This window comes from Streptomyces sporangiiformans (assembly GCF_005768555.2).
GTDB classification, from domain to species: domain Bacteria; phylum Actinomycetota; class Actinomycetes; order Streptomycetales; family Streptomycetaceae; genus Streptomyces; species Streptomyces sporangiiformans.
The window spans coordinates 1-23406 of sequence record NZ_VCHX02000171.1; the positions used below are offsets into that span (position 1 = coordinate 1).

The 23406-nt window shown below is 69.3% G+C and carries 20 protein-coding genes and 2 pseudogenes; 8 read left to right on the forward strand and 14 right to left on the reverse strand.

Translation table 11 applies throughout. The features are described 5' to 3' along the window. The 4 genes and pseudogenes from FGD71_RS29455 to FGD71_RS29470 all read right to left on the reverse strand — a co-directional run. A pseudogene (locus FGD71_RS29455) lies at window positions 1-508 on the reverse strand (PucR family transcriptional regulator); the annotation flags it as partial. Window positions 509-659: 151 nt separating this feature from the next. Further along, window positions 660-1634: an alpha/beta hydrolase gene (locus tag FGD71_RS29460; protein WP_119103586.1), complete on the reverse strand. Its 975-nt coding sequence runs from the start codon at window positions 1632-1634 to the stop codon at window positions 660-662. 170 nt (window positions 1635-1804) lie between these two features. Further along, complete coding sequence (locus FGD71_RS29465; RefSeq protein WP_420878357.1) at window positions 1805-2779, reverse strand: LCP family protein; 975 nt, start codon at window positions 2777-2779, stop codon at window positions 1805-1807. A 397-nt stretch (window positions 2780-3176) separates the two neighbouring features. Further along, the gene (locus tag FGD71_RS29470; RefSeq protein ID WP_119103587.1) at window positions 3177-5270 is read right to left on the reverse strand and encodes a bifunctional polysaccharide deacetylase/glycosyltransferase family 2 protein; all 2094 of its coding nucleotides are present in this window, start codon (window positions 5268-5270) and stop codon (window positions 3177-3179) included. 523 nt (window positions 5271-5793) lie between these two features. Here FGD71_RS29470 and FGD71_RS29475 point away from each other — a divergent pair. Further along, the gene (locus FGD71_RS29475; RefSeq protein WP_119103588.1) at window positions 5794-6489 is read left to right on the forward strand and encodes a L,D-transpeptidase family protein; all 696 of its coding nucleotides are present in this window, start codon (window positions 5794-5796) and stop codon (window positions 6487-6489) included. A 71-nt stretch (window positions 6490-6560) separates the two neighbouring features. Here the strand turns inward: FGD71_RS29475 and FGD71_RS29480 are convergent, their stop codons facing one another. The 4 genes from FGD71_RS29480 to FGD71_RS29495 are packed head-to-tail and all read right to left on the reverse strand — an operon-like array spanning window position 6561 to window position 11047. Then, window positions 6561-7763, reverse strand: a complete 1203-nt coding sequence (locus FGD71_RS29480) for a Gfo/Idh/MocA family protein (RefSeq protein WP_119103589.1) — start codon at window positions 7761-7763, stop codon at window positions 6561-6563. A gap of 32 nt (window positions 7764-7795) precedes the next feature. Then, complete coding sequence (locus FGD71_RS29485) at window positions 7796-9139, reverse strand: ABC transporter substrate-binding protein (RefSeq protein ID WP_119103590.1); 1344 nt, start codon at window positions 9137-9139, stop codon at window positions 7796-7798. A gap of 10 nt (window positions 9140-9149) precedes the next feature. Continuing rightward, on the reverse strand, window positions 9150-10067 hold the full coding sequence (locus tag FGD71_RS29490; protein WP_119103591.1) for a carbohydrate ABC transporter permease: 918 nt from the start codon (window positions 10065-10067) through the stop codon (window positions 9150-9152). Between the two features lie 14 nt (window positions 10068-10081). Continuing rightward, window positions 10082-11047, reverse strand: coding sequence for a carbohydrate ABC transporter permease (locus FGD71_RS29495; protein WP_119103592.1), 966 nt, complete (start codon window positions 11045-11047; stop codon window positions 10082-10084). 175 nt (window positions 11048-11222) lie between these two features. On the opposite strand from FGD71_RS29495, the gene FGD71_RS29500 reads away from it, so the two are divergent. Next, window positions 11223-12383 (forward strand): ROK family transcriptional regulator, encoded by a 1161-nt coding sequence (locus FGD71_RS29500; protein ID WP_119103593.1) that lies wholly within the window; start codon window positions 11223-11225, stop codon window positions 12381-12383. Between the two features lie 79 nt (window positions 12384-12462). Further along, window positions 12463-12657: a hypothetical protein gene (locus tag FGD71_RS29505; RefSeq protein WP_119103594.1), complete on the forward strand. Its 195-nt coding sequence runs from the start codon at window positions 12463-12465 to the stop codon at window positions 12655-12657. A gap of 25 nt (window positions 12658-12682) precedes the next feature. Here FGD71_RS29505 and FGD71_RS29510 read toward each other — a convergent pair whose 3' ends face one another. The 4 genes from FGD71_RS29510 to FGD71_RS29525 are packed head-to-tail and all read right to left on the reverse strand — an operon-like array spanning window position 12683 to window position 16515. Continuing rightward, on the reverse strand, window positions 12683-13510 hold the full coding sequence (locus FGD71_RS29510) for a carbohydrate ABC transporter permease (RefSeq protein ID WP_119103595.1): 828 nt from the start codon (window positions 13508-13510) through the stop codon (window positions 12683-12685). After that, entirely contained in the window at window positions 13507-14406 is a 900-nt protein-coding gene (locus FGD71_RS29515) for a carbohydrate ABC transporter permease (protein ID WP_119103596.1), read from the reverse strand. The genes FGD71_RS29510 and FGD71_RS29515 overlap by 4 nt, the downstream gene beginning before the upstream one ends. Beyond that, window positions 14396-15742, reverse strand: a complete 1347-nt coding sequence (locus tag FGD71_RS29520; RefSeq protein WP_119103597.1) for an ABC transporter substrate-binding protein — start codon at window positions 15740-15742, stop codon at window positions 14396-14398. The genes FGD71_RS29515 and FGD71_RS29520 overlap by 11 nt, the downstream gene beginning before the upstream one ends. Before the next feature lie 38 nt (window positions 15743-15780). After that, window positions 15781-16515, reverse strand: a complete 735-nt coding sequence (locus tag FGD71_RS29525) for a sugar isomerase domain-containing protein (RefSeq protein WP_162931249.1) — start codon at window positions 16513-16515, stop codon at window positions 15781-15783. A gap of 200 nt (window positions 16516-16715) precedes the next feature. Between FGD71_RS29525 and FGD71_RS29530 the strand changes: the two genes are divergently transcribed. The 4 genes from FGD71_RS29530 (at window position 16716) to FGD71_RS29545 (ending at window position 21083) form a co-directional block, all read left to right on the forward strand. Continuing rightward, a complete protein-coding gene (locus FGD71_RS29530) occupies window positions 16716-18875 on the forward strand; it encodes an alpha-N-acetylglucosaminidase (protein ID WP_119103599.1) in 2160 nt (719 codons plus the stop codon). Between the two features lie 27 nt (window positions 18876-18902). After that, entirely contained in the window at window positions 18903-19667 is a 765-nt protein-coding gene (locus FGD71_RS29535) for a GntR family transcriptional regulator (RefSeq protein WP_119103600.1), read from the forward strand. A gap of 131 nt (window positions 19668-19798) precedes the next feature. Beyond that, complete coding sequence (locus FGD71_RS29540) at window positions 19799-20476, forward strand: ATP-dependent Clp protease proteolytic subunit (protein ID WP_119103601.1); 678 nt, start codon at window positions 19799-19801, stop codon at window positions 20474-20476. Window position 20477: 1 nt separating this feature from the next. After that, window positions 20478-21083: a ClpP family protease gene (locus FGD71_RS29545; protein WP_119103602.1), complete on the forward strand. Its 606-nt coding sequence runs from the start codon at window positions 20478-20480 to the stop codon at window positions 21081-21083. Window positions 21084-21313: 230 nt separating this feature from the next. Here FGD71_RS29545 and FGD71_RS29550 read toward each other — a convergent pair. Then, window positions 21314-21669: pseudogene (locus FGD71_RS29550) on the reverse strand (helix-turn-helix domain-containing protein); the annotation flags it as partial. A gap of 158 nt (window positions 21670-21827) precedes the next feature. On the opposite strand from FGD71_RS29550, the gene FGD71_RS29555 reads away from it, so the two are divergent. Next, window positions 21828-22259: an SET domain-containing protein gene (locus FGD71_RS29555; RefSeq protein WP_119103603.1), complete on the forward strand. Its 432-nt coding sequence runs from the start codon at window positions 21828-21830 to the stop codon at window positions 22257-22259. 52 nt (window positions 22260-22311) lie between these two features. On the opposite strand, the gene FGD71_RS29560 is transcribed toward FGD71_RS29555, so the two are convergent. Beyond that, window positions 22312-23307: a cation diffusion facilitator family transporter gene (locus tag FGD71_RS29560; RefSeq protein WP_119103604.1), complete on the reverse strand. Its 996-nt coding sequence runs from the start codon at window positions 23305-23307 to the stop codon at window positions 22312-22314. Window positions 23308-23406 lie beyond the last annotated feature (99 nt).

Below are 23406 nucleotides of genomic sequence, written 5' to 3' on the forward strand. Positions count from 1 at the left end.
CCGCGCGGGCCTGGCCGTCCGGGTCGAGACCGAGGCCGCGCGCCGCGTGCAGCCGGGCGGCCACCGCGGCCGTCGGATCGAGCACCGTCTCCAGCAGGGCGGGATCGTCGGCCGTGCCGTGGGCGGGCGCCCGCCCACGGGTGCGGTCGAGGACCAGCCGCGCGGCACTCGCGGCGCGCTCCAGGACCATGGAGTCGACCACGGTCGGCGGCCCCGTGCGCTCCAGCCACACCGCGGGCGCTCCGCCCGGGCTCAGCGGTGTCGAGGGCCACTCGGGGCGCACCGGCCCGGTCTCGTCGCTCCTCCGCCCGTCGGGCTCGACCCGGATCCGTACGTGCCGGTCCGCGTCCACGAGCCGCGCGGGACAGCCGGACAGTACCGCCGCACCCCGCACGAGGGCCTCGAGGCCGGCGCGACCTTCGACCAGGCGGTCGAAGTAGGCGATCACCTGGACGGCGGCTCCGGCGTCCGGGTCGAGCGCCGCCAGGCGCCCTGCCAGCTCTTCCATCTGCTCATTCTCGGTCAGGAATCACATATGCGCGTCTGAGGATCGTGTCACTCTTCTGTGCCGTAGGGCTGTGCCGGTCTCCCGTGCCGGTCTCCCGTGCCGGTCATTCGGGGCGGTCTCCCGTGCCGGTCGTCCGGGTCGGTCCGCCCGGTCAGTCACCGAGCAGGCGCCGCAGCCACCGCAGCCGGGCCGCGCGAGCGTCCTGGGACAGCGCGGCCTGCGGGGCGAGTCCGTCGAAGGCATGGAACCCGCCGGGCCATACATGCAGCTCGGCCTGGCCGCCCGCCTGCCAGATCCGGGACGCGTAGGCGACGTCCTCGTCACGGAAGGTCTCGGCCGAGCCGACGTCGATGAACGCCGGGGGAAGCCCGGAGAGATCGTCGGCGCGGGCCGGGGCGGCGTACGGGGAGACGTCCGCGGTGCCGCGTGCGTCACCGAGCAGCGCGGCCCAGCCCGTCTCGTTCGCGGTGCGGTCCCAGATGCCGATGCCGGCCATCTGGTGCGCGGACGGCGTGTCGTTGCGGTCGTCGAGCATGGGGCAGAGCAGCACCTGACCGATCGCACGGGGGCCCTTCCGATCGCGGGCCAGAAGAGCGATCGCCGCGGTGAGCCCGCCGCCGGCGCTGCCGCCCGCCAGGATGATGCGGTCCGGGTCGCCTCCGATCTCCTTGGCGTGCTCCGCCGTCCACAGCAGACCCGCGTAGCAGTCCTCCACGGGGGCCGGGTGCGGATGTTCCGGGGCGAGCCGGTACTCCACCGACACCACGACCAGGCCCAGCTCCGCGGCCCACTCCATCGTCGCGTCCATGCCGAGCCGGTTGTTGCCCAGCACCATGCCGCCGCCGTGGGTGTGGTAGACGACCGGTCGCGGACCGGGTGTGCCGGTGGGCCGGCAGATGAGCAGGGAGATGTCGGGTGCGCCCTCGGGACCGGGCACCGCGCGTTCCTCCACCTCGAAGGCGCCGTCGCGGCTGAGCGCCTCGTTCGTCGGCAGTTCGAAGGGACCGTCGCCCGCCTCTCGCGCCATGGAGATCCACTCCGGCAGGAGTGTGGTCGGCGCCTGGTCGCCCATCACCGCGAGCGCGGCGGCCAGCTCGGGGTCGAAGGGCGGGGGAGTGGTGGTCATCGGGTCCTCCTCGGGTGCGGCGTCGGCGGCTGAGGCAGATCATCGCCGCCCGGAAGGGCACGGGGGGCCCGCCGTCCGGCGGAAGTCTCCCGCAGGACGGCGGGCTGCGTAACCGGCTGGTCGCAGGTCGGGCGGCCCGTGGCCGAAGGGCCGCTCCTTCGCCGGCGGTGCTACTTCTTCTCCGCGAACGTCACCGGCCGGTCGTCCCTCAGCTCGGCGAAGAGCTTCTTCGCGTGCGCGTCGTCCCACTTCACGGCTTCGCCCTTGGAGGTCCGGATGCCGAGGGACGACACGGGCACATTGATCTGTTTGCCGTGGCCGGCCGTGACGCTCCTCATCGCCTGGAACAGCGAGGCGAGGGTGGACAGGCTCATGCCCTTGTCCACGATGAGCGTGTCCAGACCTGCGCTCGCGGCCGGATAGAGCTTGGACGGGTCGAGCGCGACACCCGGTGTGACGGCCTTGCGGGCGAGGGCGGCCAGGAACTTCTGCTGGTTTCGGGAGCGCCCGAGGTCGCCCTCGGCCTCCTGATGGCGCTGGCGGACGAACGCGAGCGCGTTGCGGCCGTCGAGGTTGTGGCAGCCCTTCGTCAGGTTCAGTCCCGACTTCTCGTCCTTGATGTTCCTGTCCACGCACATGTCCACGCCACCCACGGCGTTGACTATGTTCACGAAACCCGCGAAACCTATCTCCGCGTAGTGGTCGATGCGCAGACCCGTGTTGTGCTCGATGGTCCGTATCAGCAGTTCGGGCCCGCCGAACGAGAACGCCGCGTTCAGTTTGTTCTTCGCCGGGCGGTAGTGCATGCCCGTTTGGGGGCGGATGTGCGCAGGGATGGTCACCCATGAGTCGCGCGGCAGACTCATCATCGTGGTGCCGTGGGCGCCGGTGTGCAGAAGGATCATCGAGTCGGTGCGGCGGCCGTCGGCGGCCGAGCCGCCGGTGTGCAGATCCTTGATGGCCTCGGCGGAAAGGCCCGCACGGCTGTCGGAACCCACGATGAGGTAGTTGGTTCCTTTGCCATGCGGTACACGGTCCGTGATCTTGCCGAGGTCCACGTCGCGGTTGAGCTCGACGTCGGCCCAGAGGTACGTGCTGCCGGCTGTGACAAGGAGCAGGCAGACCAGCAGGATCACGGCCCGCATGATCCTGCGGGCCCGGCTGCGGGGAGTTCTGAGGGGCCGGCTGGATCGGCGGGTTCCGCCCGAACCGCCGAACCCGGCAGGCCTGGCGGGTCCGTCGGCACTGAATCCGGGACCGTAGCCGCTCTCGCTTCCGCCGTATGGGCGGGCGCTTGCGTCAAAAAACGGGAGGGTGCTTCCGTCATAGGTGTGGGTGGGGGTATCCCGCTGATGAGGGATGAACACACCCGTTGAGCCGGTGTTCAGCGATGCGTTCGGAGTCCGCATGGTGTGCGGCTGGGACGGGTGGTCGGTCCGTCGCCACACCTCCCCCTGAATGACGCGGTGCCTCTCCCACTGTTCGTCGAGCCCGTCGGTGGGCGTCCACCCGTACTGCCGATCATTCATGAGCTGTCCTTGGTCATCTCGAAGTCAGCTCTGCTGCCTGGGCGGGTTGACCTATGTGATCGGCGGCGGTGCCGGAGCGCTGCATGCGATGCCACTTCAGCCGAGTGCCGAGCACGATGGCGACCAGGGACTGGATGACCACGAGATACATCAACTGCCGGTAGACGAAGAGCTGGAAGGGCATCGACCACAGCGCCCTCCTCCGCTCACCGTCCAGCCGCAGCGCGTATCCGGCGCAGGCCAGCTGAATGATGAGGAAGGCGAGCCACACGCCGGCCGACTGCACGGGGTTGAGGAAGAGCGCCCCGTACAGGGCGAAGAGGTCGACGATCGGCGCCATCAGCGGCAGAGCGACCTGGAAGATGGCGAGATAGCTCAGCCCGCGGCGTCCGAAGCGGCCGGCCGGGCCCACCTCGAAAATGGCACCGCGGTGTTTCCACATCGCCTGGATCGTGCCGTAGCACCAGCGGTAGCGCTGCCGCCACAACTGACGCAGCGAGGTGGGCACCTCGGTCCAGGCGACGGCCGACTCCTGGTAGACCACCCGCCATCCGGCCCGCCACAGGGCCATCGTGAGGTCGGTGTCCTCGGCCAGGGTGTCCTCGCTGACCCCGCCGACGCCCATCAGCGCGTCCCGGCGGAAGGCCCCGATGGCGCCGGGGACCGTCGGCATGCACTCCAGGACTTCGAACATCCGGCGGTCGAGATTGAACCCGAAGACGTATTCCAGGTGCTGCCATCTGCCGAGCAGCCCGCGCCGGTTGCCGACCTTGGTGTTGCCGCTGACCGCTCCGACGGCCGGATGCGCCAGCGGCTGGATGAGCTCGTGTATCGCGTCCGGCTCGAAGACGGTGTCGGCGTCGACCATGACCACGATGTCGTACATCGCATGGTCCAGCCCGGTGTTCAGGGCGGCGGCCTTGCCCGCGTTGGGCTGGCGGATCACCCGCACCCGCGGATCGTTGATCCAGGTGGCGAGATCCGCCGTCTGATCCGTCGACCCGTCGTCGATCACGATGATCTGCAGGTACCGGTGCTCGGAGGCGAGCAGGGAGTGGACGGTGGATTCGATACCCGCCTCTTCGTTGTAGGCGGGTATGAGGATCGTCACCGGGTCGTTGATCTCCCGTAGCCAGGGTGCTCCGGGGCGGGAGCGCGTGAGACGCCGGACATGGGCGCGGGCGAAGAAGACGAGCACCAGCAGCCGCACCACTCCCAGCGCACCTGCCACCGCGAGCACCCAGTTCATGGCGTTCGCGAACTCTTGCCCCATGGTCGTGACCAGGATCAGGCCCTTGCCCTGGCCTCGTTCGATCGTGGACGTCGATGTGTCGGGCCGGGCCAGCCGGAGGCCGGCCGTCACCGTAGTGAACTTGTCGATATTCCGATCTTTAAGGAGCTTTTCCGTCTCTTTGTAGGCAAGTTCCGTCTGGCTGAGCTGCCGGATCGCACCCTTCGACGGCTTTTGGTTCCACCTGTCGGCCGCGACCAACAAGTAACCGTCCGCTGCGGCGCGTTGCGCCGCCTGCCACTCGGCGCCGCACAGCGTGTCCACCGAGGTGGTCTGCGGCATGCGCAGCAACGTGGTGCGGACGCCCGCCGAGCCGGCCAGCGCCGTTTGCGTGAGCGACAACTCCATCCGGAAGCGGACGTCCGACGACGCGCCCAGGTCTGCGCCGGTGTAGGTGTTCGATCCGATCTCGTGCCCCTCGGCGCGGATCCGCCGCACCAGCTCCGGATGCCGGGCCGCCTGGACGCCGAAGAGGAAGAAGGTGGCGTGCACGTGATGCTTGCGCAACAGGGTGAGCAGACGCGGTGTCCACACCGGGTCGGGTCCGCCGTCGAAGGTGAGCGCGACGGTACGGGCGGGCATCGAGGAGGACTGCACCTTGTCGCCGTCGATGCGCAGCACCGGACCGCCCTGGCGCACGGTCTTCGGCGCCGGTTCGGTGCAGTCGTGCCGCGTCGGCGCGGCGTCGACCTCGTTGTTGGTCCAGCCTTCGAAGAGCAGGGAGGCGAACATCACGGGGAGGACCAGACTCAACAGCAGCCAGTGCCCACGCGGCTCACGGGAGCGCTTGTGTCGAGCTCTCACGGCACGGCTCATGCGCTCGCGCCCAATGTGTCTTTAATCACGCACCACTTGATGCGTTTCCGGTCAGGGCAGGGGGTGTGTCTCGCGGTGGTGACTGCGTGGCCCAAGGCCTTTCTGCTCCGATCAGAGGGGTCGTGACATGACGCATCAGTGCATGTCTTGTGGGCTTCTGTGGTTCGGATGCCCTCACACATGGGGGGCGAGTGTAGCCATGGTGAATCTCGTGAGCATGTCCGAAACCGGCGGCAACCTTTTTGGCTTCTGCGGCCGGGTGTGACACCCGACGGCATCGGTGCGCTGGAGGGGATAGGCGCCCATAGGCCCATGGCGCGCCTGTCCAGCCCCAAGCCCTCGCCCCGCCGTCACCCACCGTTTGTGAGTACCTCATGCCGACAGATCAGCCCACGGCGGACGTCTCCCATCGGATGGCGGGCAATGTCACCATTTCGTCCCAGGCCGGGCCGCCCTACAACCCACCCTCCCCGGAGCAGGTCTAGCTGGCAGAGATCGCACCACGGAGGAAAGGGAAAGGCCGATGGGGGATGTACGCAGACGGGGAGTCGTCGCACTCGCGGTCACCGGGCTGGTGGCGCCGCTGACCGTCGCGCTGGGCGCGGCGCCGGCGCAGGCGGCAAGCTGCAGCACGCAGACCGGCCCGTATCAGAAGCAGGTGGAGAAGTTCCTCGGCCTGTCGGTCGACGGCAGGCAGTCCGCCGCCGACTGCAAGGTGATCAAGGCCTTCCAGACCAAGCACGGCATCACCCCGAACGCCGGGTACGCGGGCCCGGTCACCTGGGGCGTGATGGACCTGATGACGAGGCAGAAGGCCGTCGGGAACAACCCCAACAAGGCCGGCAAGTGCCCCGTCAACAAGGGCCGCATCGCCTGTGTGAACCTGACGCTGCAGCTCAGCTGGATCCAGGACGGCAACAGGCTCGTCTACGGCCCCGTGCCGGTCCGCACCGGACGCAACGGATACGAGACCCGCACCGGCCTGAAGAAGATCTACTGGCGGAACATCGACCACGTCTCGACCATCTACAACGTGCCGATGCCCTACAGCCAGTTCTTCGACGGCGGCCAGGCCTTCCACTCGGTCGGCGTGAGCATGTGGAACCCGCCCGGCTCGCACGGCTGCGTCAACATGACGAAGACCGCCGCCCAGAAGTACTGGTCGCTCCTCAAGAAGGGCGACGATGTCTTCGTGTACGGCCGCAAGCCGGGCACCTGACCGGGCCCGGCCGCTTCTGGGGGCTTGACGGGCCCGGCCGCTCCTTGGGGCGGCCGGACCACGCCAGGGAATCACACCTCGGGAGCGTTCCCGAAGTCCGGTATGTCCAGCCTCGCCCCGCCCTGCCGCGCGGACTCGTGCGCGACGATGCCCGGCAGGGTGTAGCGCGCGGCAACCCAGGCGTTCACCGACGGCAGGGTCCGGGTGTTGACCGCGGTGACGAAGTCGTCCACCAGGAAGTGGTGGCTTCCCTCATGGCCGTTGTGCAGGTTTTCGAACTCCCGCGGCAGCCGGGAGCGGTCGTGCACCGGCGCCGAACCGGACGTGAAGGCGGCCCTCAGGTCCGGCGCGATGTGCTGGAGCGACGGATCGTCGGGGGACAAGGTGGGCTTGGGCTCCAGCAGCTCCGAGATGTCCTTGACCCCCTTCTTGTCCTGCCACAGGGCCACCGTGGCGAGCTGCTCCATACTGGCGTCCGTACCGAAGAACCGGAAACGCGACTCCCGGATGTGTGAGGGGTAACCCACCCGCCGGAACTCGTTCGTACGGAACGACCCGCCGCCCGCGACCTCGAACAGCGCGGTCGCGTTGGAGAAGTCGTTGCCGAACTGGCTGACCTCCTGGTCGAAGACCCCGTCCCCACGATCGTCCTTGACCCCGATCGCGGACACGCTCACCGCGTGTGTCTGCCAGGCGCCGAGCACCCCGCCCACCGAGTGCGTCGGGTAGAGCAGCGGCGGATAGCTGGCGGTGGCCTTCCAGTTGTCCCCGCCGCTGTACTGATAGGCCTCGTAGAACCCGAGGTCCATGTCGTGGACGTAGTCGCCCTCGGCGTAGAAGAGCCGTCCGAAGGCGCCGTCGGCGATCTGGTTGCGGGCGTGCACGGTGGCGGGGTTGTACTGGCTGGTCTCGCCCATCATGTACGTCAGCCCGGTCGCCCTGACGGTGTCGATGATCGCCGCGATCTCCTCCGTGCTGATCGCCATGGGCACCGCCGAGTACACGTGCTTGCCGGCGTTCAGGCCCTGGAGTACCAGCGGGCCGTGCGTCCAGCGCTGTGTGAAGATCGCGACGGCGTCGACGCTCTTCGACTCCAGCATCGCCTCGTACGAGGGGAACGTGCCCGACAGTCCCTCCGCCGCCGCCAGCTGTTCGGCCCGCTCGGGCAGGAGGTCGGTGACGTACACATCGCCCACGCCCGGGTGCGCGAGGAACAGCTTGGCGAACTGGCCGGAGAACTGCCCGGCGCCGACAATGCCGAGGGAGAACGTCATACGGGGGATGCCTTTCGTCGGAGGGGAACCGCTCACTGGCCGAGGATGAGGTTGATCTGGTCGTTGGTCTCTTCGAGGCTGCTCACCGGCTTGCCCTGGCCGTAGATGGCCTCCATCTCGGGCTGCATGAGCGCCGTCACGTCCGCCGCGTAGTTCGTGATCGGGTAGGAGAAGGTGCGGAAGTTCTTCTTGTCGGCCACTGGGTCGGTGAAGGCCGAGACGTCGATGCCCTTCTTCTTGTAGGCGGCGACGGCGGCCTCGGTACCGGCCGGAGTGGCGGGGAAGACGACTCCGTACTTGCCGACCACGGTCTGGCACGCGTCGGAGGCCAGATACGCGACCCACTTCCGGGCGTCCTCCTTGTTCTTGGAGCCCTTGCTGATGGAGTCGGCGAGGCCGTTCATCATGGTGGCGCGCTTGCCGGTCGGGCCGACCGGTGCGAGGGCGGTCTTGATGTCCTTGCCCTTGAAGCCGGTATACGTGGAGATCATCCAGGCCCCGTCGAAGACGGCGGCGGCCTTGCCCGCGGCGATCTGCGTGTTGCCCTGGTTGGACTGGATGTTGTAGTCGGAGAACGGGGCCATGTAGCCCTTCTTCGCGAGTCCGAAGTACCACTTGATGACGGACTGGAAGGTCTTGCTTCCGTACTGGTAGTTCGTGCCCCAGCGTGCCTTGTCCGTGTAGCTCCACCCGGCCGACCCGGTGAAGGGGCTCCACTGAGTCTGGCCGTCGCCGAAGCCGCCGCCCTGGGTGGCCAGCCCGTACACCTTGACGTTGTTCTTGTCGAAGCCCGGCTCGTCGCCCCGCTTGCCGTTCCGGTCGACGGTGAGGTGCGCGATGGTCTTCTCGAAGGTGCCACCGTCCTTGGGGTTCCAGGAGAGGTCGTTGAGCTCGTCGGCCGCGAGGCCCGCCTCCTGTGCCATCTTCTCGTTGTAGAAGAGCGCGACGGTGTCCCAGTCCTTGGGGGCGCCGTATCGGTGGCCGTCCTGGCCGATCCAGCTGGCGGCGAGCCCCGGCTGGTAGTCGGAATCCTTGATGCCGAGGTCGTCGACCGGTTCCAGCACCTTGAGGTCGGCGAACTGGCCGAACTTCTGGATGTGGTCGGTGAACACGTCTGGCTGGGTGCCGGCGATGAAGCCGGCGGTGAGCTTGGTCCAGTAGTCGCTCCAGCCCAACTGGGTGATCTTGACGCGCAGTCCGGGGTTCTCCTTCTCGAACCCCTTGGCGCAGGCCTGGTAGGCGGGCAGCTGGTTGGCGTCCCACAGCCAGTACGTCACCGTGTTGGCGGACGCACCGGTGGAGCCGCCCTTCGCGCATCCGGTCACCAGGGACAGCGCCAGCGCTCCGGTCAGCGCGGTCAGCGTACGAAGTCGCATCGGTGTTCCCTCACTTGATCCCGGTGAAGCTGATGGAGCTGACGATGCGGCGGGCGAAGCAGGCGAAGAGCACCAGCATCGGCAGCGCGGCGATCAGCGTGGCCGCCGTCAGGCCCGACCAGTCGACGCCGGTCGCCGGGGTCTGCGCCCGGAAGATCGCCAGCGCCACGGTCAGCACGCGCGAGGAGTCGCTGTAGGAGACCATCAGCGGCCAGAAGTAGTCGTTCCAGGAGGTGATGTACGTCAGCACGGACAGCGTGATGATCGGTGTGGACGCCATCGGCAGAACCACCCGGAAGAAGATCTTGATCTTTCCGGCGCCGTCGAGCAGCGCCGCCTCCTCGATCTCCATGGGGATGTTCATGAAGAACTGCCGCAGGAAGAACACCGCGAACGGCGTCATGAAGAGGGTGGGCAGCGCGATGCCCAACAGCGTGTCCACCAGGTGGAGTTGCTTGATGAGCACGAAGTTCGGCAGCAGGGTGAAGATGGTCGGCACCATCAGTCCGGCCAGGAAGAGGCCGAAGACCTTGTCCCGGCCGCGCCAGCGCAGCCGGGCGAAGGCGTATGCGGCCATCGCGGAGAAGAACATCTGGCAGCCGGTGATCAGTGTGGAGACGAACACCGAGTTGAGCAGATAGCGCCAGAAGTCCAGCCCGCCGCCCGCGCCGCCCTGCGCGATCGCCTCCTTGGCCGACTGCAGGCCGAGGGCCCGTTCGAAGCCGCTCCCGGTGAGACCGGTCGGCAGCGGGTTGGTCGGGTCGGCGCTCAGACCCGAGTTGGTGGAGAGCGAGGTGCGCACGATCCAGTAGAACGGCAGCAGGGTGATGAGGAGGATCAGGCCCAACATGGCCCAGGCCGACGCCCGTCCCAGGGAGAACCTGCGCCTGACCGGCCGTACACCGGTCGTCGTTGTCACGGCAGCCACGGTGACTCCTTTCGTCAGCCGAGGTCGGTCTGGCCGGCCCGGGTGAGCCGGTACTGGAGAACGGTGATCGCGCTGAGCACGACCAGCAGGGCGACGGACATCGCCGAGGCGTAGCCGAACTGGAAGCGGCCGAAGGCGGAGCCGTAGATGTAGTACTGCAGGACGTTCGTGGCGTTCGCCGGACCGCCCGCGGTGGTCACCGCGACGGTGTCGAAGACCTGGAACGAACCGATCACGGTCATGATCAGCACCACCGCCAGCACCGGCCGCAGCAGCGGCATGGTGATCCGCCAGAACATCCGCCACTCGCTCGCGCCGTCGACCTTGGCGGCCTCGTACAAGTAGCTCGGTATCGCCTGGAGACCGGCGAACAGGAGGAGGGCGGTGTAACCGACGTGCCGCCAGACGTTGATCAGGGCGATGGTGGGGATCGCCCAGGTCTCGTCGGCGAGGAAGGGGATGCGGTCGGCGCCGAGGGCCGTGATGATCTCGTTGCCGATGCCGAGCTGGGTGTCGAGGATCCAGAGCCAGACGAGGCCGGCGACGACGTTCGACATCAGATACGGGGTGAGCACGAGGCCGCGCAGCACGGCCGACTGGGTCAGCCGCTGGAGCAGGACGGCGATGGCGAGCGCCACCACTGTCTGCACGCCGATGTTGATGACGACGTACTCGACGGTTACCGTCAGCGAGTCCCAGAAGATCGGGTCGTTGACCATGCGGACATAGTTGTCCAGGCCCACCCACTCCGCCGGAGTCAGCAGGTTGAAGCGGGTGAAGCTGAGCCAGATGCCGCGCAGGGTGGGCCAGAGCAGGAAGACCAGGAAGCCCAGCATGGCCGGTGCGATGAAGAGGGCCGCGAGGGCTCCGTCACCTCGGCCCACGTGTTCTCGCGCCTTGCCGACTTTCGGCTTCGTTTCTGTCCCCTCGACGCCGCGCAGTGGCACACGCGACGGAGGGCTGCTGGAGGCGACGGTCATCGGGAGACTCCCTCGTCTGCGGCTCGTCCTTGGGCCTCACTTACTTTTGCTGCGGAATAATCTGGGCGTCAAGAGGTGTGCGGCACCTTTTCGAAACGGCACTTCCGGCCTTGTGATGGCTGCATCATTTCCCTGTTGCTTCCATGGCGAAAGAAAACATGCGAGGATTTCGACCATGACCGCACTTGCCGCCAGCTGGCTGCCGCTCAGTCCCGGCGAGCGCGCCGTGGCGATCGAGGTGCTCACCCGCGGCCCGTTGTCCCGCAGCGAGCTCGCCCGGCGACTCGACCTCTCCGCGGGCAGTCTCACCCGGCTGACGAAGCCGCTCATAGAGTCGGGCCTGCTCGTCGAGGTCGCCGAGGGCACCGCCTTCGCGGAGGTGCGCCAGGGCCGCCCCTCTCAACCCCTCGACATCGTCGCGGAATCCCGTACCTTCGTGGGATTCAAGATCACACAGGACATGGTGTACGGCGTCGTCACCACGCTCAGGAGCGACATCGTGGCCCGCCGCGACCGACCGCTGGCCAGCAATGACCCGGACGAAGTCGCAGACGTACTACGGGAGTTGACAGATGAGTTCGCGCGTGACTTCCCCGGCCTGGTGGGCATCGGTATCGGTCTGGGCGGCCGTTCCCAGGACCGGTCCGTCGTGGACGAGTCGGCCTTCCTGGGTTGGCACGACGTTCCCCTGGCCCGACTCGTCGAGGAGCGCACCGAGCTGCCCGTCGTCGTGGAGAACGACGTAGCCGCGCTCGTAGAGGCCGAGAGCTGGTTCGGCGCGGGCCGCGGACTCGACCGGTTCGCGGTGCTCACCATCGGCGCGGGCCTCGGCTACGGGCTCGTGAACGGCGGCAAGCGGATTGCGACCGCAGAGGACGGAGTGGGCTACGGCCGCTTCTGGATCGTGAACCCCCATGGCCCGCTCACCCCCGACGGGGAGCGCGGCAGCGCCGTGTCCCTGCTGACCATCCCCAGCATCCGCTACCAGATCCGGGCCGCGACCGGCCGTGATGTGTCGTACGACGAGATCCTGGCCCTCGCCGCCGAGGGTGAGCCCATGGCCGCCCGCGTCGTCGACGAAGCGGCCCGCGCCCTGGGCGCGCTGGTGGCGCAGATCGCCAACTTCGCCATGCCCCAGAAGATCCTCCTCGCCGGCGAGGGCGTCGGTCTGGTCGACGTGGCGGGGCCGGCCGTCGAGGAGGCCATCGTCGCCAACCGCCACCCACGGGCGGAGCCGGTCAACCTAGAGACCAGGGTGGCCGACTTCCACGACTGGGCGCGAGGGGCGGCGGTCCTGGCGATCCAGGTACTGGTGCTCGGGTCCGGCGATGCGTGAAGCCGGCGCCCCTGAGATGACACCGGAGCGCAGCCGCGGTGACCATGACTCCTCACATGGCCTTCACGCCCGCCCCCCTATGATTCACGACATGTCCGCCACTCCACATCGTGCTCCGTTCTCCACCGGGCGATCGGCCGACGAGGTCAACGAGGAGATCCGGGCCCTGTGGCTGCGCACGGGCGGCACGCTCAGCGGTGACCAGCGGCAGGAGTACCAGCGGCTGGTCATGGAGTGGGCGGCGGCCACACTCCAGGCAGCGAAGGCCGCGTGACCCGGGCGCGTCGCACGGAGCCGTCTCATCCCTTCATCGCCCCCTGGAGCAGCCCCGCGATGAAGCTGCGCTGGAAGATCACGAAGAGGATCAGGATCGGCAGCATCACGATGATCGTGCCCGCCGCCAGTGTGGGGATGTCCGTACTGTTCTGACCGACGAAGAACCCGAGTCCGGCGGGGGCGGTGTGCTTGGTGGTGTCCTGGATGAGGACCAGCACCAGCAGGAACTGCTTCCACGACCACATGAAGACGAGCAGACCGAGTGTCATCAAGGACGGCCGGGCCAGGGGCAGGAGGATCCGCAGCAGGATCGTGGCCGACGAGGCGCCGTCGATGCGGGCCGCCTCCACCAGCGACGTGGGTGTGGACTGGAAGTGGGTGCGCATCCAGAACACGCTGAACGGCATGAACAGCGCGATCTCCACCAGGATCACGCCCAGGAACGAGTTGGTCAGACCGAGGCCCCGCAGGTCGAAGTAGAGGGGGACCACGATCAGTTCGACCGGGATGGTGAGCCCGGCGATGAAGAAGCCCGCGACCGCGTTGCCACCCGGGAGCCGCATCGTGCCCAGCGCGTAGCCCGCCAGCGCGGCGAGCACCAGGGAGGCGGGGACGACACCCACGGCGATGACGATGCTGTGCCGGATGAGGTCGGAGAACGCGGCCACCGACCACGCCTGCTCGTAGTTGTCCCAGCTCCACCGCTCCGGCCAGGTCAGGCCCACCACCGGCGTGCCCGCCGGCTGCACGGAGGCGAGGAAGACGCTGAGGAACGGGATCACGACGGCGATCGCCATGACGGTCAGGAGCGCGTAGCCGGACCAACGTTCCGATCGCGTGGCGCTGCTCATGTCTCCGACCTCGACAGACGGTTGATGAGGTAGACGATCCCGAGGATCAGACAGCCGAGTACGACGGCCAGAGCGGCGGCGAGCCCCACCTTGCCCTCGGAGAACGCCAGCCGGTACACGAGGAGGCCGGGAACGGTGGTCTGCTCGCCCGGCCCGCCGTTCGTCGTCACGTACACGATGTCGAAGCTGGCCAGCGCCGCCACCGTCGTCACGGTCATGGCGACGGCGAGTTCACCGCGCAGGTGCGGCAAGGTGACGGAGACGAACTCCCGGACCGGTCCCGCGCCGTCGATCCGGGCCGCCTCGTACAGGCTGGGGTCCACCTTCTGCACGCCGCTGAGGAAGAGCATCATGCACAGCCCGCTCAGCACCCAGGTGCCGACGAGGCCCACGGCGATCAGCGCGGCGCCGAAGTCGCCCAGCCACGCCCGTGTCACCCCGTCCAGACCGACCGCGCGGAACGTCTGGTTCACCAGCCCGTCGTCCCCGTAGAGCCACCGCCAGGTCACGCCGACCGCGACGAGCGGGACGACCTGGGGCAGCATGAACAGGAACCGGTACGCCCCCATGCCGGGCCTCCGGTAACGGGCCAGCAGACCGGTCATCGCCAGGCCGAGCACGATGGGCACGAAGGAGAAGAACACCACCAGCACCAGGGCGTTGAACACGGACCGGCGCAGCACGGCGTCCTGGAGGATCTCCTGGTAGTTGCCCAGGCCGACCCACTCGCCCAGCGTGACACCGTCCCACTCGAACAGTGAGAGATACGCCGTGTGCAGGGCGGGTAGCACCGCGAAGGCGAAGTAGACGGCGAAGGCGGGCAGCACATACACATATCCGCGCCATGGGCTGCGCCTGGGAGCGCCCGGGGGCCGGACCGGCGGTCTACTCCGCATGATGTTCCTCCCACTCGTCCTGAAGTGAGTCGAGGTAGTCCGCGGGCTCGATACGGTCCGCGATGAGCTTCTGGACGCCGGAACGCAGTCGGTCGAGCATGGCGGGAGCCGCGAAGTCGGGGAACGTGGTGATCCCGTCGTCGGCGACAGCTCGCCGGTGGCCTTCCGCGACGTCCGCGAGCACGCCCTTCGGCTTCGCCACGGCCTCGGGGTTGGGCGGGAGGAAGCCGTTGTCGCTGATGATCTGGCCGGCCTCGGGCGAGGTCAGGAAGTCGAGGAACGCGCCTGCGGCTTCGGGGTGTTCGGTCCGGGACGAGACGGCGTAGGCGACGCTGAAGCCGGAGGCCACCGTGGGGTCGTCGGCCCGCTCGCCCGGCATCGGGAAGAATCCGACGTTGTCTCCCATGGCGGTCGCCAGCTGTCCGGCGGCCCAGTTGCCGTTGACCAGGAAGACGCTGTCGCCCTTGGTGAACTGGGCGGTGGAGTCGAGCTGAGCGGTGCCGTTGGCGGACTCGTTGTAATACCCCTTACGGCCCCACTCGACGACGAGCTCGCTGGCGGTGGTCCCGGCCTTGTTCTCGAGGGTGGCGCCCTTGGTGCCGTTGACCCAGTCCCAGTAGTCGTCCGTGGGCATGGTCTGGTTGAGCAGGGCGGCCCACAGGTGCAGGCCGCCGGTGTCGAGGCCCCCGACACCGAGCGGCGTCAGGCCTGCCTCCTTCGCGGCCGCGAGCTGATCCTCGAACTCCGCCAGCGTCCTGGGCGGCCCGTCGATTCCGGCCCGCTCGGCGAGTTCCTTGTTGTAGTAGATGCCGGTCATCGACAGTCCGGCCGGGACCCCGAACAGGGCGCGCCCGCCGGTGGCCTCGCTGTTCTGCCCCGCGGTGAGCTGGTCGAGGCTGACCGGGGGAATGGACTCGTCCCAGCCGTATGCCTCCCTGTAGGGCGCCAGGTCGAGGATGTGGCCGTCCGCCGCGAGGTCGGTCATCCCGACCGCGTACTGCGCGATGTCGGGGGCGCTGTCGGAGGTCATGGTGAGCTTGAGGTTCTGGACGTAGTCGGTGAACGTCTTGTACTGCGGCTCGACGCTGATACCGGGGTGGTCCTTCTCGAACGCGGCGATCAGCGCGTCGACCATCGGCGGCGCGTCGGCGAACTGCAGACGCAGGGTGATGTCGTCGTCCGGCACGGCGGTCGAGGACGGCACGCTGCGCGGTCCCGGAACCGCGGCCGCGCTGCCCGGGGTGAGCGCGTCGCACGCGGTGAGCGGCAGCACGAGCGCGACGGCGCAGACCGCCCCGGCGATGCGGCGGCGCACCCGGTGCGTACTCTCCATCATCGGCCTCCCAGCGGGGCCTCGTCGGGCGGACCGGTGCCTCAGCCCCGCGGACAGCGGTCCTTGACCTTCTCCAGCAGCGCGCTGTTGTGGTGCTCGGCGTCGTCGCCTGTGTTCTGACTGACGATCAACGGCGGGGCCTGCCCGTGGTGTTCGGCGAGCAACTGGGCGGCCCGGCAGGTCAGGGCGTTGACGATCGCCGCCCCCACGGCGGTCGACAGGGCGCCGACGGTGAGGTCGCCCAGGGGGACCACCGCGTCACCGGGGCGGCCGTGCGTGTCGATGACGATGTCGGCGACGTCGAGCAGTCGCCGCCCGCCGGTGTGCCGGGACTTTGCGGCCAGCGAGTGGGCGCGACTGGTGACGGCTACGACGGTCGCACCCAACTCGTGGGCACCCAGAGCGAATTCGACCGGCACCGCGTTGATGCCGGAGTTGGAGACGACGACCACCACTTCGCCCTTCCTGATGTCCGCCGTCCGCAGGATCGCCGCGGCGTAACCGCTGACGCGTTCGGCCGCGCCCGCGTGCCGAGGCGCGGTGGGGGAGAGCCCCGGGTCGGCGATGACGTTGACCGGTGCGAGGCCGCCCGCCCGTTGCAGCGGTTCGATGGCCACCAGCTGCGAGTGGCCGCTGCCGAAGTAGTGGACGACGCCCCCCGCGGCGATGCTGTCCGCGACGGCCCGGGCGGCGCGCTCGATGGCGGGCTGCTCGGCGGTGGCCAACTCGGTGAGGTTCGCCTGGAGAGCGGCCAAGTAAGCGAGATCGGCGTTCAAGGATGCCCCCGCGGTGCGCTGGTCGGCTACATCACGCTGTCCTGCCGTCCTCTCCTCGGAGGTGGTGGCTGGTGTGAGCGGCTGGCGTGGCTGTGGACCGTACCAGAGGGTCGGACGGCTGCACAGTCCTCGCACCAACTCACTGACAGGGGAGCGCATTTCCTTGACCGTCAGGAAACAGCCGACTTAGCCTGAGGCTCGTGTGGTACGTACCACAGGCGCCGGACAATCAGGCAGCCCAGCACCTGCTGCAGCGACTGCTCGGGGACCGGGCCGCCGAGTTCACCGCCGACGTGGTCCCGGGGGAGAGCGGGCCCGACTGGTACGAGGTCGACGCCGGGCCGGGAGGCGTCGTGCTGCGTGGGTCCAGCGGTGTCGCCGTCGCCTCGGCACTGCGCTGGTATCTGCGGACCGTCTGCCGGACGCAGATCACCTGGGACGCGCCCGTCCCCCGGCTGCCCGACCGCCTGCCGCGCACCGGAACGGCCGCCCGGACGACCTCCCCCTACCGCCACCGCTACCACTTCAACGTCTGCACCTTCGGGTACACCACGGCGTTCTGGGACTGGCCGCGCTGGGAGCGCCACATCGACTGGATGGCACTGCACGGCGTGACCACCCCGCTGGCGATGACCGGCATGGAGGCGGCCTGGCAACGGGCCCTCCTGCACGCGGGCCTCGACGACGAGGGTGCCCGCCGGTTCCTCGGCGGCCCCGCCTACCTCCCCTGGAACTGGCTCTCCTCCCTCGACAGTTGGGGCGGCCCACTGCCCCAGGGCTGGATCGACGGCCACGCGGACCTGGGCCGCCGCATCCTGGACCGGGAGCGTTCCCTGGGCATGCGGCCCGTCCTCCAGGGCTTCTCCGGGCATGTCCCCCGGGAACTGATCGCGGACCGGGGCGCCCGGTCGACGACCCTTCCCTGGTGGGACTTCGAGGTCGGTGTCCTGGACCCGCGCGACCCGCTGTTCGAGGAGTTCGGCATCGCGCTGCTGACCGAGCAGACCCGGCTCTTCGGCACCGACCACCTCTACGCCGCCGATCCGTTCATCGAGACGACGCCCCCCGTGACCGATCCCGCGGACATCGCCCGCGTCGCCCAGGCCGTGCACGGCGCCATGACCGCGGTGGACGACCGGGCGACCTGGGTGCTGCAGGCGTGGCCCTTCTCCTACCGCTCCGACTACTGGACGGCGGAGCGGACCCGGGCCTTCCTCGACGCGATCCCGGACGAGCGGATGCTGATCCTCGACCTGTGGGCCGAGCACCGGCCGGTCTGGCGCGACACCGACGGGTACCGGGGAAAGCCGTGGGTGTGGTGCATGCTGCACAACCTGGGCGGGCGGCCAGGGCTCTACGGTCGGCTGGACGAGATCGCCACCGGCGCCGCGCGGGCACGCACTGACCCACGCGGAAGTTCGCTCTCCGGAATCGGCGCGAGCATGGAGGCCTTCGGCGCAGACCCGGTCCTGTACGAACTGCTGGCGGACGTCGCCTGGCAGGGCGGCGTCAAGGACGTACGAGTGTGGCTGCAGAGCTGGACCCGGGCCCGGTACGGCCGCGTGAGCCCCCTGCTGCTGCGCGCCTGGGAACTGCTGCACGACACCGTCTACGCCGCTGACGGCCCCGGACCACCGGGCTCGGTCATCGTCTGCCGGCCCACGTCGGCAGGCGATCTGCGTCCGGAACTCCCGGTGCACCTGGCGGCGCCCGCGTCACCCACCGTTCCACCGGGGCTGGACGAGGCGTGGACGCTCCTGGCCGGTGAGGCGACGGAGGAGGACAGCGCTGGCCCGCTCGGCCGCGACCTGTGCGACGTCACCGCGCAGGTACTCACCCATGTGGCATGCGAGCAGCAGGGGCGGGCGGCGGACGCGGCTCTCGCACGGGACGCCGACCGCTTCGACTCCGCCGCCACCGCGCTGCTCGCCACCATCGAGGATCTGGACCGACTGCTGGCCACCCGGCCGGAGTACCGGCTGGACGCCTGGCTGGCCGACGCCAGGAGCTGGGCATCCACCCCCGCCGAGGCCGAGCTGTACGCGGCCGACGCGCGGCGCATCCTCACGCTCTGGGGCCACGCCCGCAGCGAACTGCACGACTACTCGGGGCGGCACTGGGCCGGGCTCGTCCGCTCGTTCCACCTCCACCGCTGGCGGCGCTGGTACGAGCACATCGGCCGGGCCATCGAGACGGGATCCCCTTACCGGGCCAAGGAGTTCGAGGCATCCCTGATCGACTGGGAGGAGCGGTGGATCGCCGGCCGGAGTGAGGCGAAGACGCCCGGACCGCACGCCGCCGGGGCGACCCTGGACGTGGTGCGTACGCTGATGCCCCGTTACCGCGCCCCTCGGGGATAGCGGACACGTGCGAACCGCGGAGTGAATGTGACGGTCGAGGACAGGCGCGGAGACGACGGCCGGGCGATGAAGTCGACGAAGTCGATGAAGCCGATGGAGTCCTACAAGCACGAGGCGCTCCGGCGGCGGCTCCAGGCCGACATCGCCCGGATGCGGCCCGACGAGGCGCTACCCACCGAACGGCAGCTGGCCGAGCGGTACGACGTCAGCAGAGCGACCGCCCGGCGCGCGCTCCAGGCGCTGCGCGAGGACGGCCTCATCCGCAGCGTGCGAGGCGTGGGGACGTTCGTCTCACACCCCCAGATCACCAAGACGTCGACGCTCACCTCGTTCTCCGAGGACCTGCGATCGCGTGGCTACCGGCCCAGCTCCGAACTCCTGGCCGCGGAGCTGGTCGAGGCCGACCTGCACCACTCCACGGCCCTGGGCGTGGACCCCGGCACCACCCTCCACCGCATCGAACGGCTGCGCCTCGGCGACGACTTCCCCATCTGCCTGGAGACGGTCTACCTCTCCGCCGAGCGGTTCCCGAACCTGGACGAGTCACTTCTGAAAGGCTCGCTGTCGGAGGCCCTGCAGATCACCCAGGGCGTCCGCGTGGTGCGGGCGACCCAGCAGATCCGGGCGGTGAACGTGACCGGCCGTCAAGCCCGGCTGCTCGGCGTCGGGGAGGGCTCCGCCGCCCTGCTGGTACGGCGCACGGCGTACGACGAGACAGGCCATGTCGTGGAGTACGGCGAATCCTTGTGCCGGGGCGACCTGTACGAGTTCTCGCTGGTGGTGACGAAGTAGCCCCTCCCCGGGGCCGCGGGCTCTGCCGTCGGCGAATCTGCTGCGGGCCGAGATTCCTTCCGCGCCCCCGTCGTCGGGCCGAGGGTGGAGACACCGCGGCGATGCGAGCCGCGCCACCACGAGGAGGAACGATGGCACCCTTCAGTACGGGGATCGGTACCGGACCCGGCACCGGCTGGGCCCCGGCCCTGGCACCCAGGGCGGAGGAGGGAGACACCCCTCCATCACGCTTCGACGACCACCTCGCCGGCCAACTCCTCAACCAGCGCATCGTGTTCCTCGGCACCCAGGTCGACGAGGTCTCGGCGAACCGCGTGTGTGCCCAGCTGCTCCTCCTCTCCGCGGAGGACCCGCGCACCGACATCGGCCTCTACATCAACAGCCCGGGCGGATCCGTCCACGCGGGCCTGGCGATCTACGACACGATGCGGCTCATCCCGAACGACGTGGCGACCCTTGCGATGGGATTCGCCGCGAGCATGGGGCAGTTCCTGCTCACCGTCGGGACACGCGGCAAGCGCTACACCCTGCCGAACGCGCGGATCATGATGCACCAGCCCTCGGCCGGCATCGGCGGCACCACGGCCGACATCGCCATTCAGGCCGACAACCTCCAGTTCACCAAGCAGACCATCGAGCGGATCACCGCCGAACACACCGGCCAGACCGAGGAGACCATCTCCCGCGACGGCGACCGCGACCGCTGGTTCACGGCCGAGCAGGCGATGGCGTACGGCATGGTCGACCGGGTCGTCGAGTCCCTCGACGACGTCCGCCCTGCCACCTCGAAGCGACGGATGGGACTCTGACATGGCCCAGTACACGATTCCCAACGTCGTCGAGCGCACCCCTCACGGTGAGCGCGCGTACGACATCTACAGCCGGCTGCTGTCCGAGCGGATCATCTTCCTCGGCACCGAGATCGACGACGGCGTCGCCAACGCCGTCATCGCCCAGCTGCTCCACCTGGAGTCGTCCGCGCCCGAGCGGGAGGTCGCGATCTACATCAACTCGCCCGGCGGCTCGTTCACTTCGCTGATGGCGATCTACGACACCATGAGCTACGTCAGGGCGCCCATCTCGACATTCTGCGTCGGCCAGGCCGCCTCGACCGCGGCGGTGCTCCTGGCCGGTGGAGACCCCGGACGGCGGTTCGTCCTGGAGCACGCCCGCGTGCTGCTCGGCCAGCCCGCGAGCGGCGGCGCCCGGGGCACGGTCTCCGACCTCAGCCTCCAGGCCAAGGAGATGGTCCGCATCCGCTCGCAGGTCGAGGAGGTGCTGTCCCGGCACACGCATCACTCCGTGGAGACCCTGCGCGCCGACATGGACCGCGACAAGGTGTTCACCGCGCAGGAGTCCGTGGAGTACGGGCTCGCCGACGAGGTGCTCAGCCGGCGGCTGGTGGCCGCAGCGTGAGCGCTCCGCTGGAAGGCCGGTTCGAAGCCGCGGGTTCGTCGTCGCCGGTCACGTAGTTCCCCGCGCCCCTACGGGGCGCGACGGTGCCCGCTCAGGCGGCGAGACGTACGACGCTCAGCCGCGACTGCGCCTCGGAGGGCCGGGGCGCGGTGCGGGCCCTGAGCGGCCGTGCCGGCTGGGCGAGTTGACCGTGGGCCAGGGCCAGCAGATCGGCGAGGCCGAGGCCGAGNAGTTGACCGTGGGCCAGGGCCAGCAGATCGGCGAGGCCGAGGCCGAGCGCGTGCGCAGCGGCCGCGAGGACCTCTGACGAGGCCTCCTTGCGGCCGCGCTCCAACTCGGAGAGGTACGGCATCGAGATGCGGGCCGCGTCGGCGACGTCCTTGAGCGTCCGTTCCTGAGCGAGCCGCTCGCGCCGCAGGACGTCACCCACGACGTCCCGCCACAGCGGCTCCTTCGCGGCCGGCCCGGGCGGCCCGGCCTGTTGGGCCGACTCTGCGGGCTTGGCGGACCTGGCGGGCCCGGCGGGCTCCGTCCGCACCGGTCGCAGGGGAATGACGCGGGCTCGGTTCGACGCGTGGCTGCTCACCTCTCCAGCCTAGGAGCGTGGCGCGCGTCAGGAAGGGGGTGGCGTTCTGCCCTCGGCGAATCACGGGCTTGTCAGACCGTGTTGAACGCCCTGGCGCCACCTCACGTATCCCCTGTCGAATCCGGTCCTTGTCCAGGAAATCCAGGAAGGAAACCACGGTGACGAGCCCTCGCCTCCGCTCCCTGTGCACTGTCGCGGCGGCCGCCCTGCTGAGTCCCCTGCTGTTGGGGTGTTCGGCCGACTCCGCGAAATCGCAGACCAAGCCGAGCCCGAAGACCGTCTCCCCGGCACCGGCGAAGGTCGAGAAGATCGCGTCGCTGACGGGCTGCAAGGCGGAGATCCGCATCGAGGCCGACGAACTCCGCGAAGGCGTGTGCCGGACCGGGCGTGGTGACTGGACCGTCACGACGTTCCCGGCGGAGAAGTTCAAGGAGACATGGCTCGACGCCGCCGCTGTCTATGGCGGTACATATCTCGTGGGCCCGAAGTGGGCGATCGGCGCCAAGCCCGCCCTCCTCAAGGTCCTGCGCACCGAAGTCGGCGGAGAGATGCGCAAGTTGCGGGGCACCAGCGCGCAGTCGCCGTCCTAGCCGGTCTGCCCGTCCCTGCCCCCCCGCCCCCGTCGGGGCGGGGCGGGGCGGGTCAGTGGGTGTGCGGCCCGTGGCGGTGCACCGGTCCGTGCGGGGCCCCGCAGTGCGCGTCGTCGACGGCGCTCGAGCGGACCTCCAGCACCTCCGCCGGGGCGTGGTCGACCTGAAGGGTGGTGTGAGTGATCTCGTAGTCGTACTGCAGGGTCTTCTCCAGATCCCGGCGCACCGTGTGGCAGTCCGCTACGGGGTCGACGAGGACGTGCGCGGACAGCGCGGGCTCGCCCGAGGTGATCGTCCACACGTGCAGGTCGTGCACCTCGACCACCGCGTCGTGGGCGACCAGCCGGTCCCCGATGCTGTCCGGGTCGAGATGGGCCGGCGCCGCCTCCAGGAAGATCCGCCCGGACTCCCGTACGAGCCCGTAGCCCGCCTTCACCATGAGGACGACCACGATCAGCGTCGCGATGGCGTCTGCCCGCGCGAACCCGGTGAGCAGCACGACGAGACCGGCGACGGCGGTGCCGATGAACGCGAACAGGTCGTTGAGGATGTGCTGGTAGGCCCCCTCCACATTGAGCGAGGAGCGGTTGGCCTTCGAGATGCACCAGGCCGCCAGGACGTTCACCAGAATCCCGGCCAGGGCCGTGCCGAACACCAGCCCGCCCTCCACCTCGGGCGGATCGATCAGCCGGTGCACGGCCTCGTACGCCAGCCAGGCGCCGAGCAGCAGCAGAGTGAGCCCGTTCGCCTGCGCCGAAAGGATCTCCGCCCGCTTGAGGCCGTAGGTGAAGCCGCCGCGGGCCGGGCGCGCGGCCAGCCGCATCGCGACGAGCGCCAGCACGATGGACACGGCGTCGGTGAGCATGTGCGCCGCGTCCGAGATCAGGGCGAGCGACTGGGCGAGGACACCGATCACGACCTCGGCCGCCATGAACGAGGCGATCAGGGTCAGCGCGATCGCCAGCCAGCGGCGGTCCGCGTCCGCGGCCACACCGTGCGCGTGCCCGGCGTGCCCGCCCGGCCCGTGGTCGTGGTGCGCGCTGGTCATTGCTTCCCCCTGGATTCGGTGGCCGACTCCACGCAGTGAAGCGCACCTCGCGGAGATCGGCAAAGGCTGCATCGGTGACCGTTGTCATCACCGTTAACA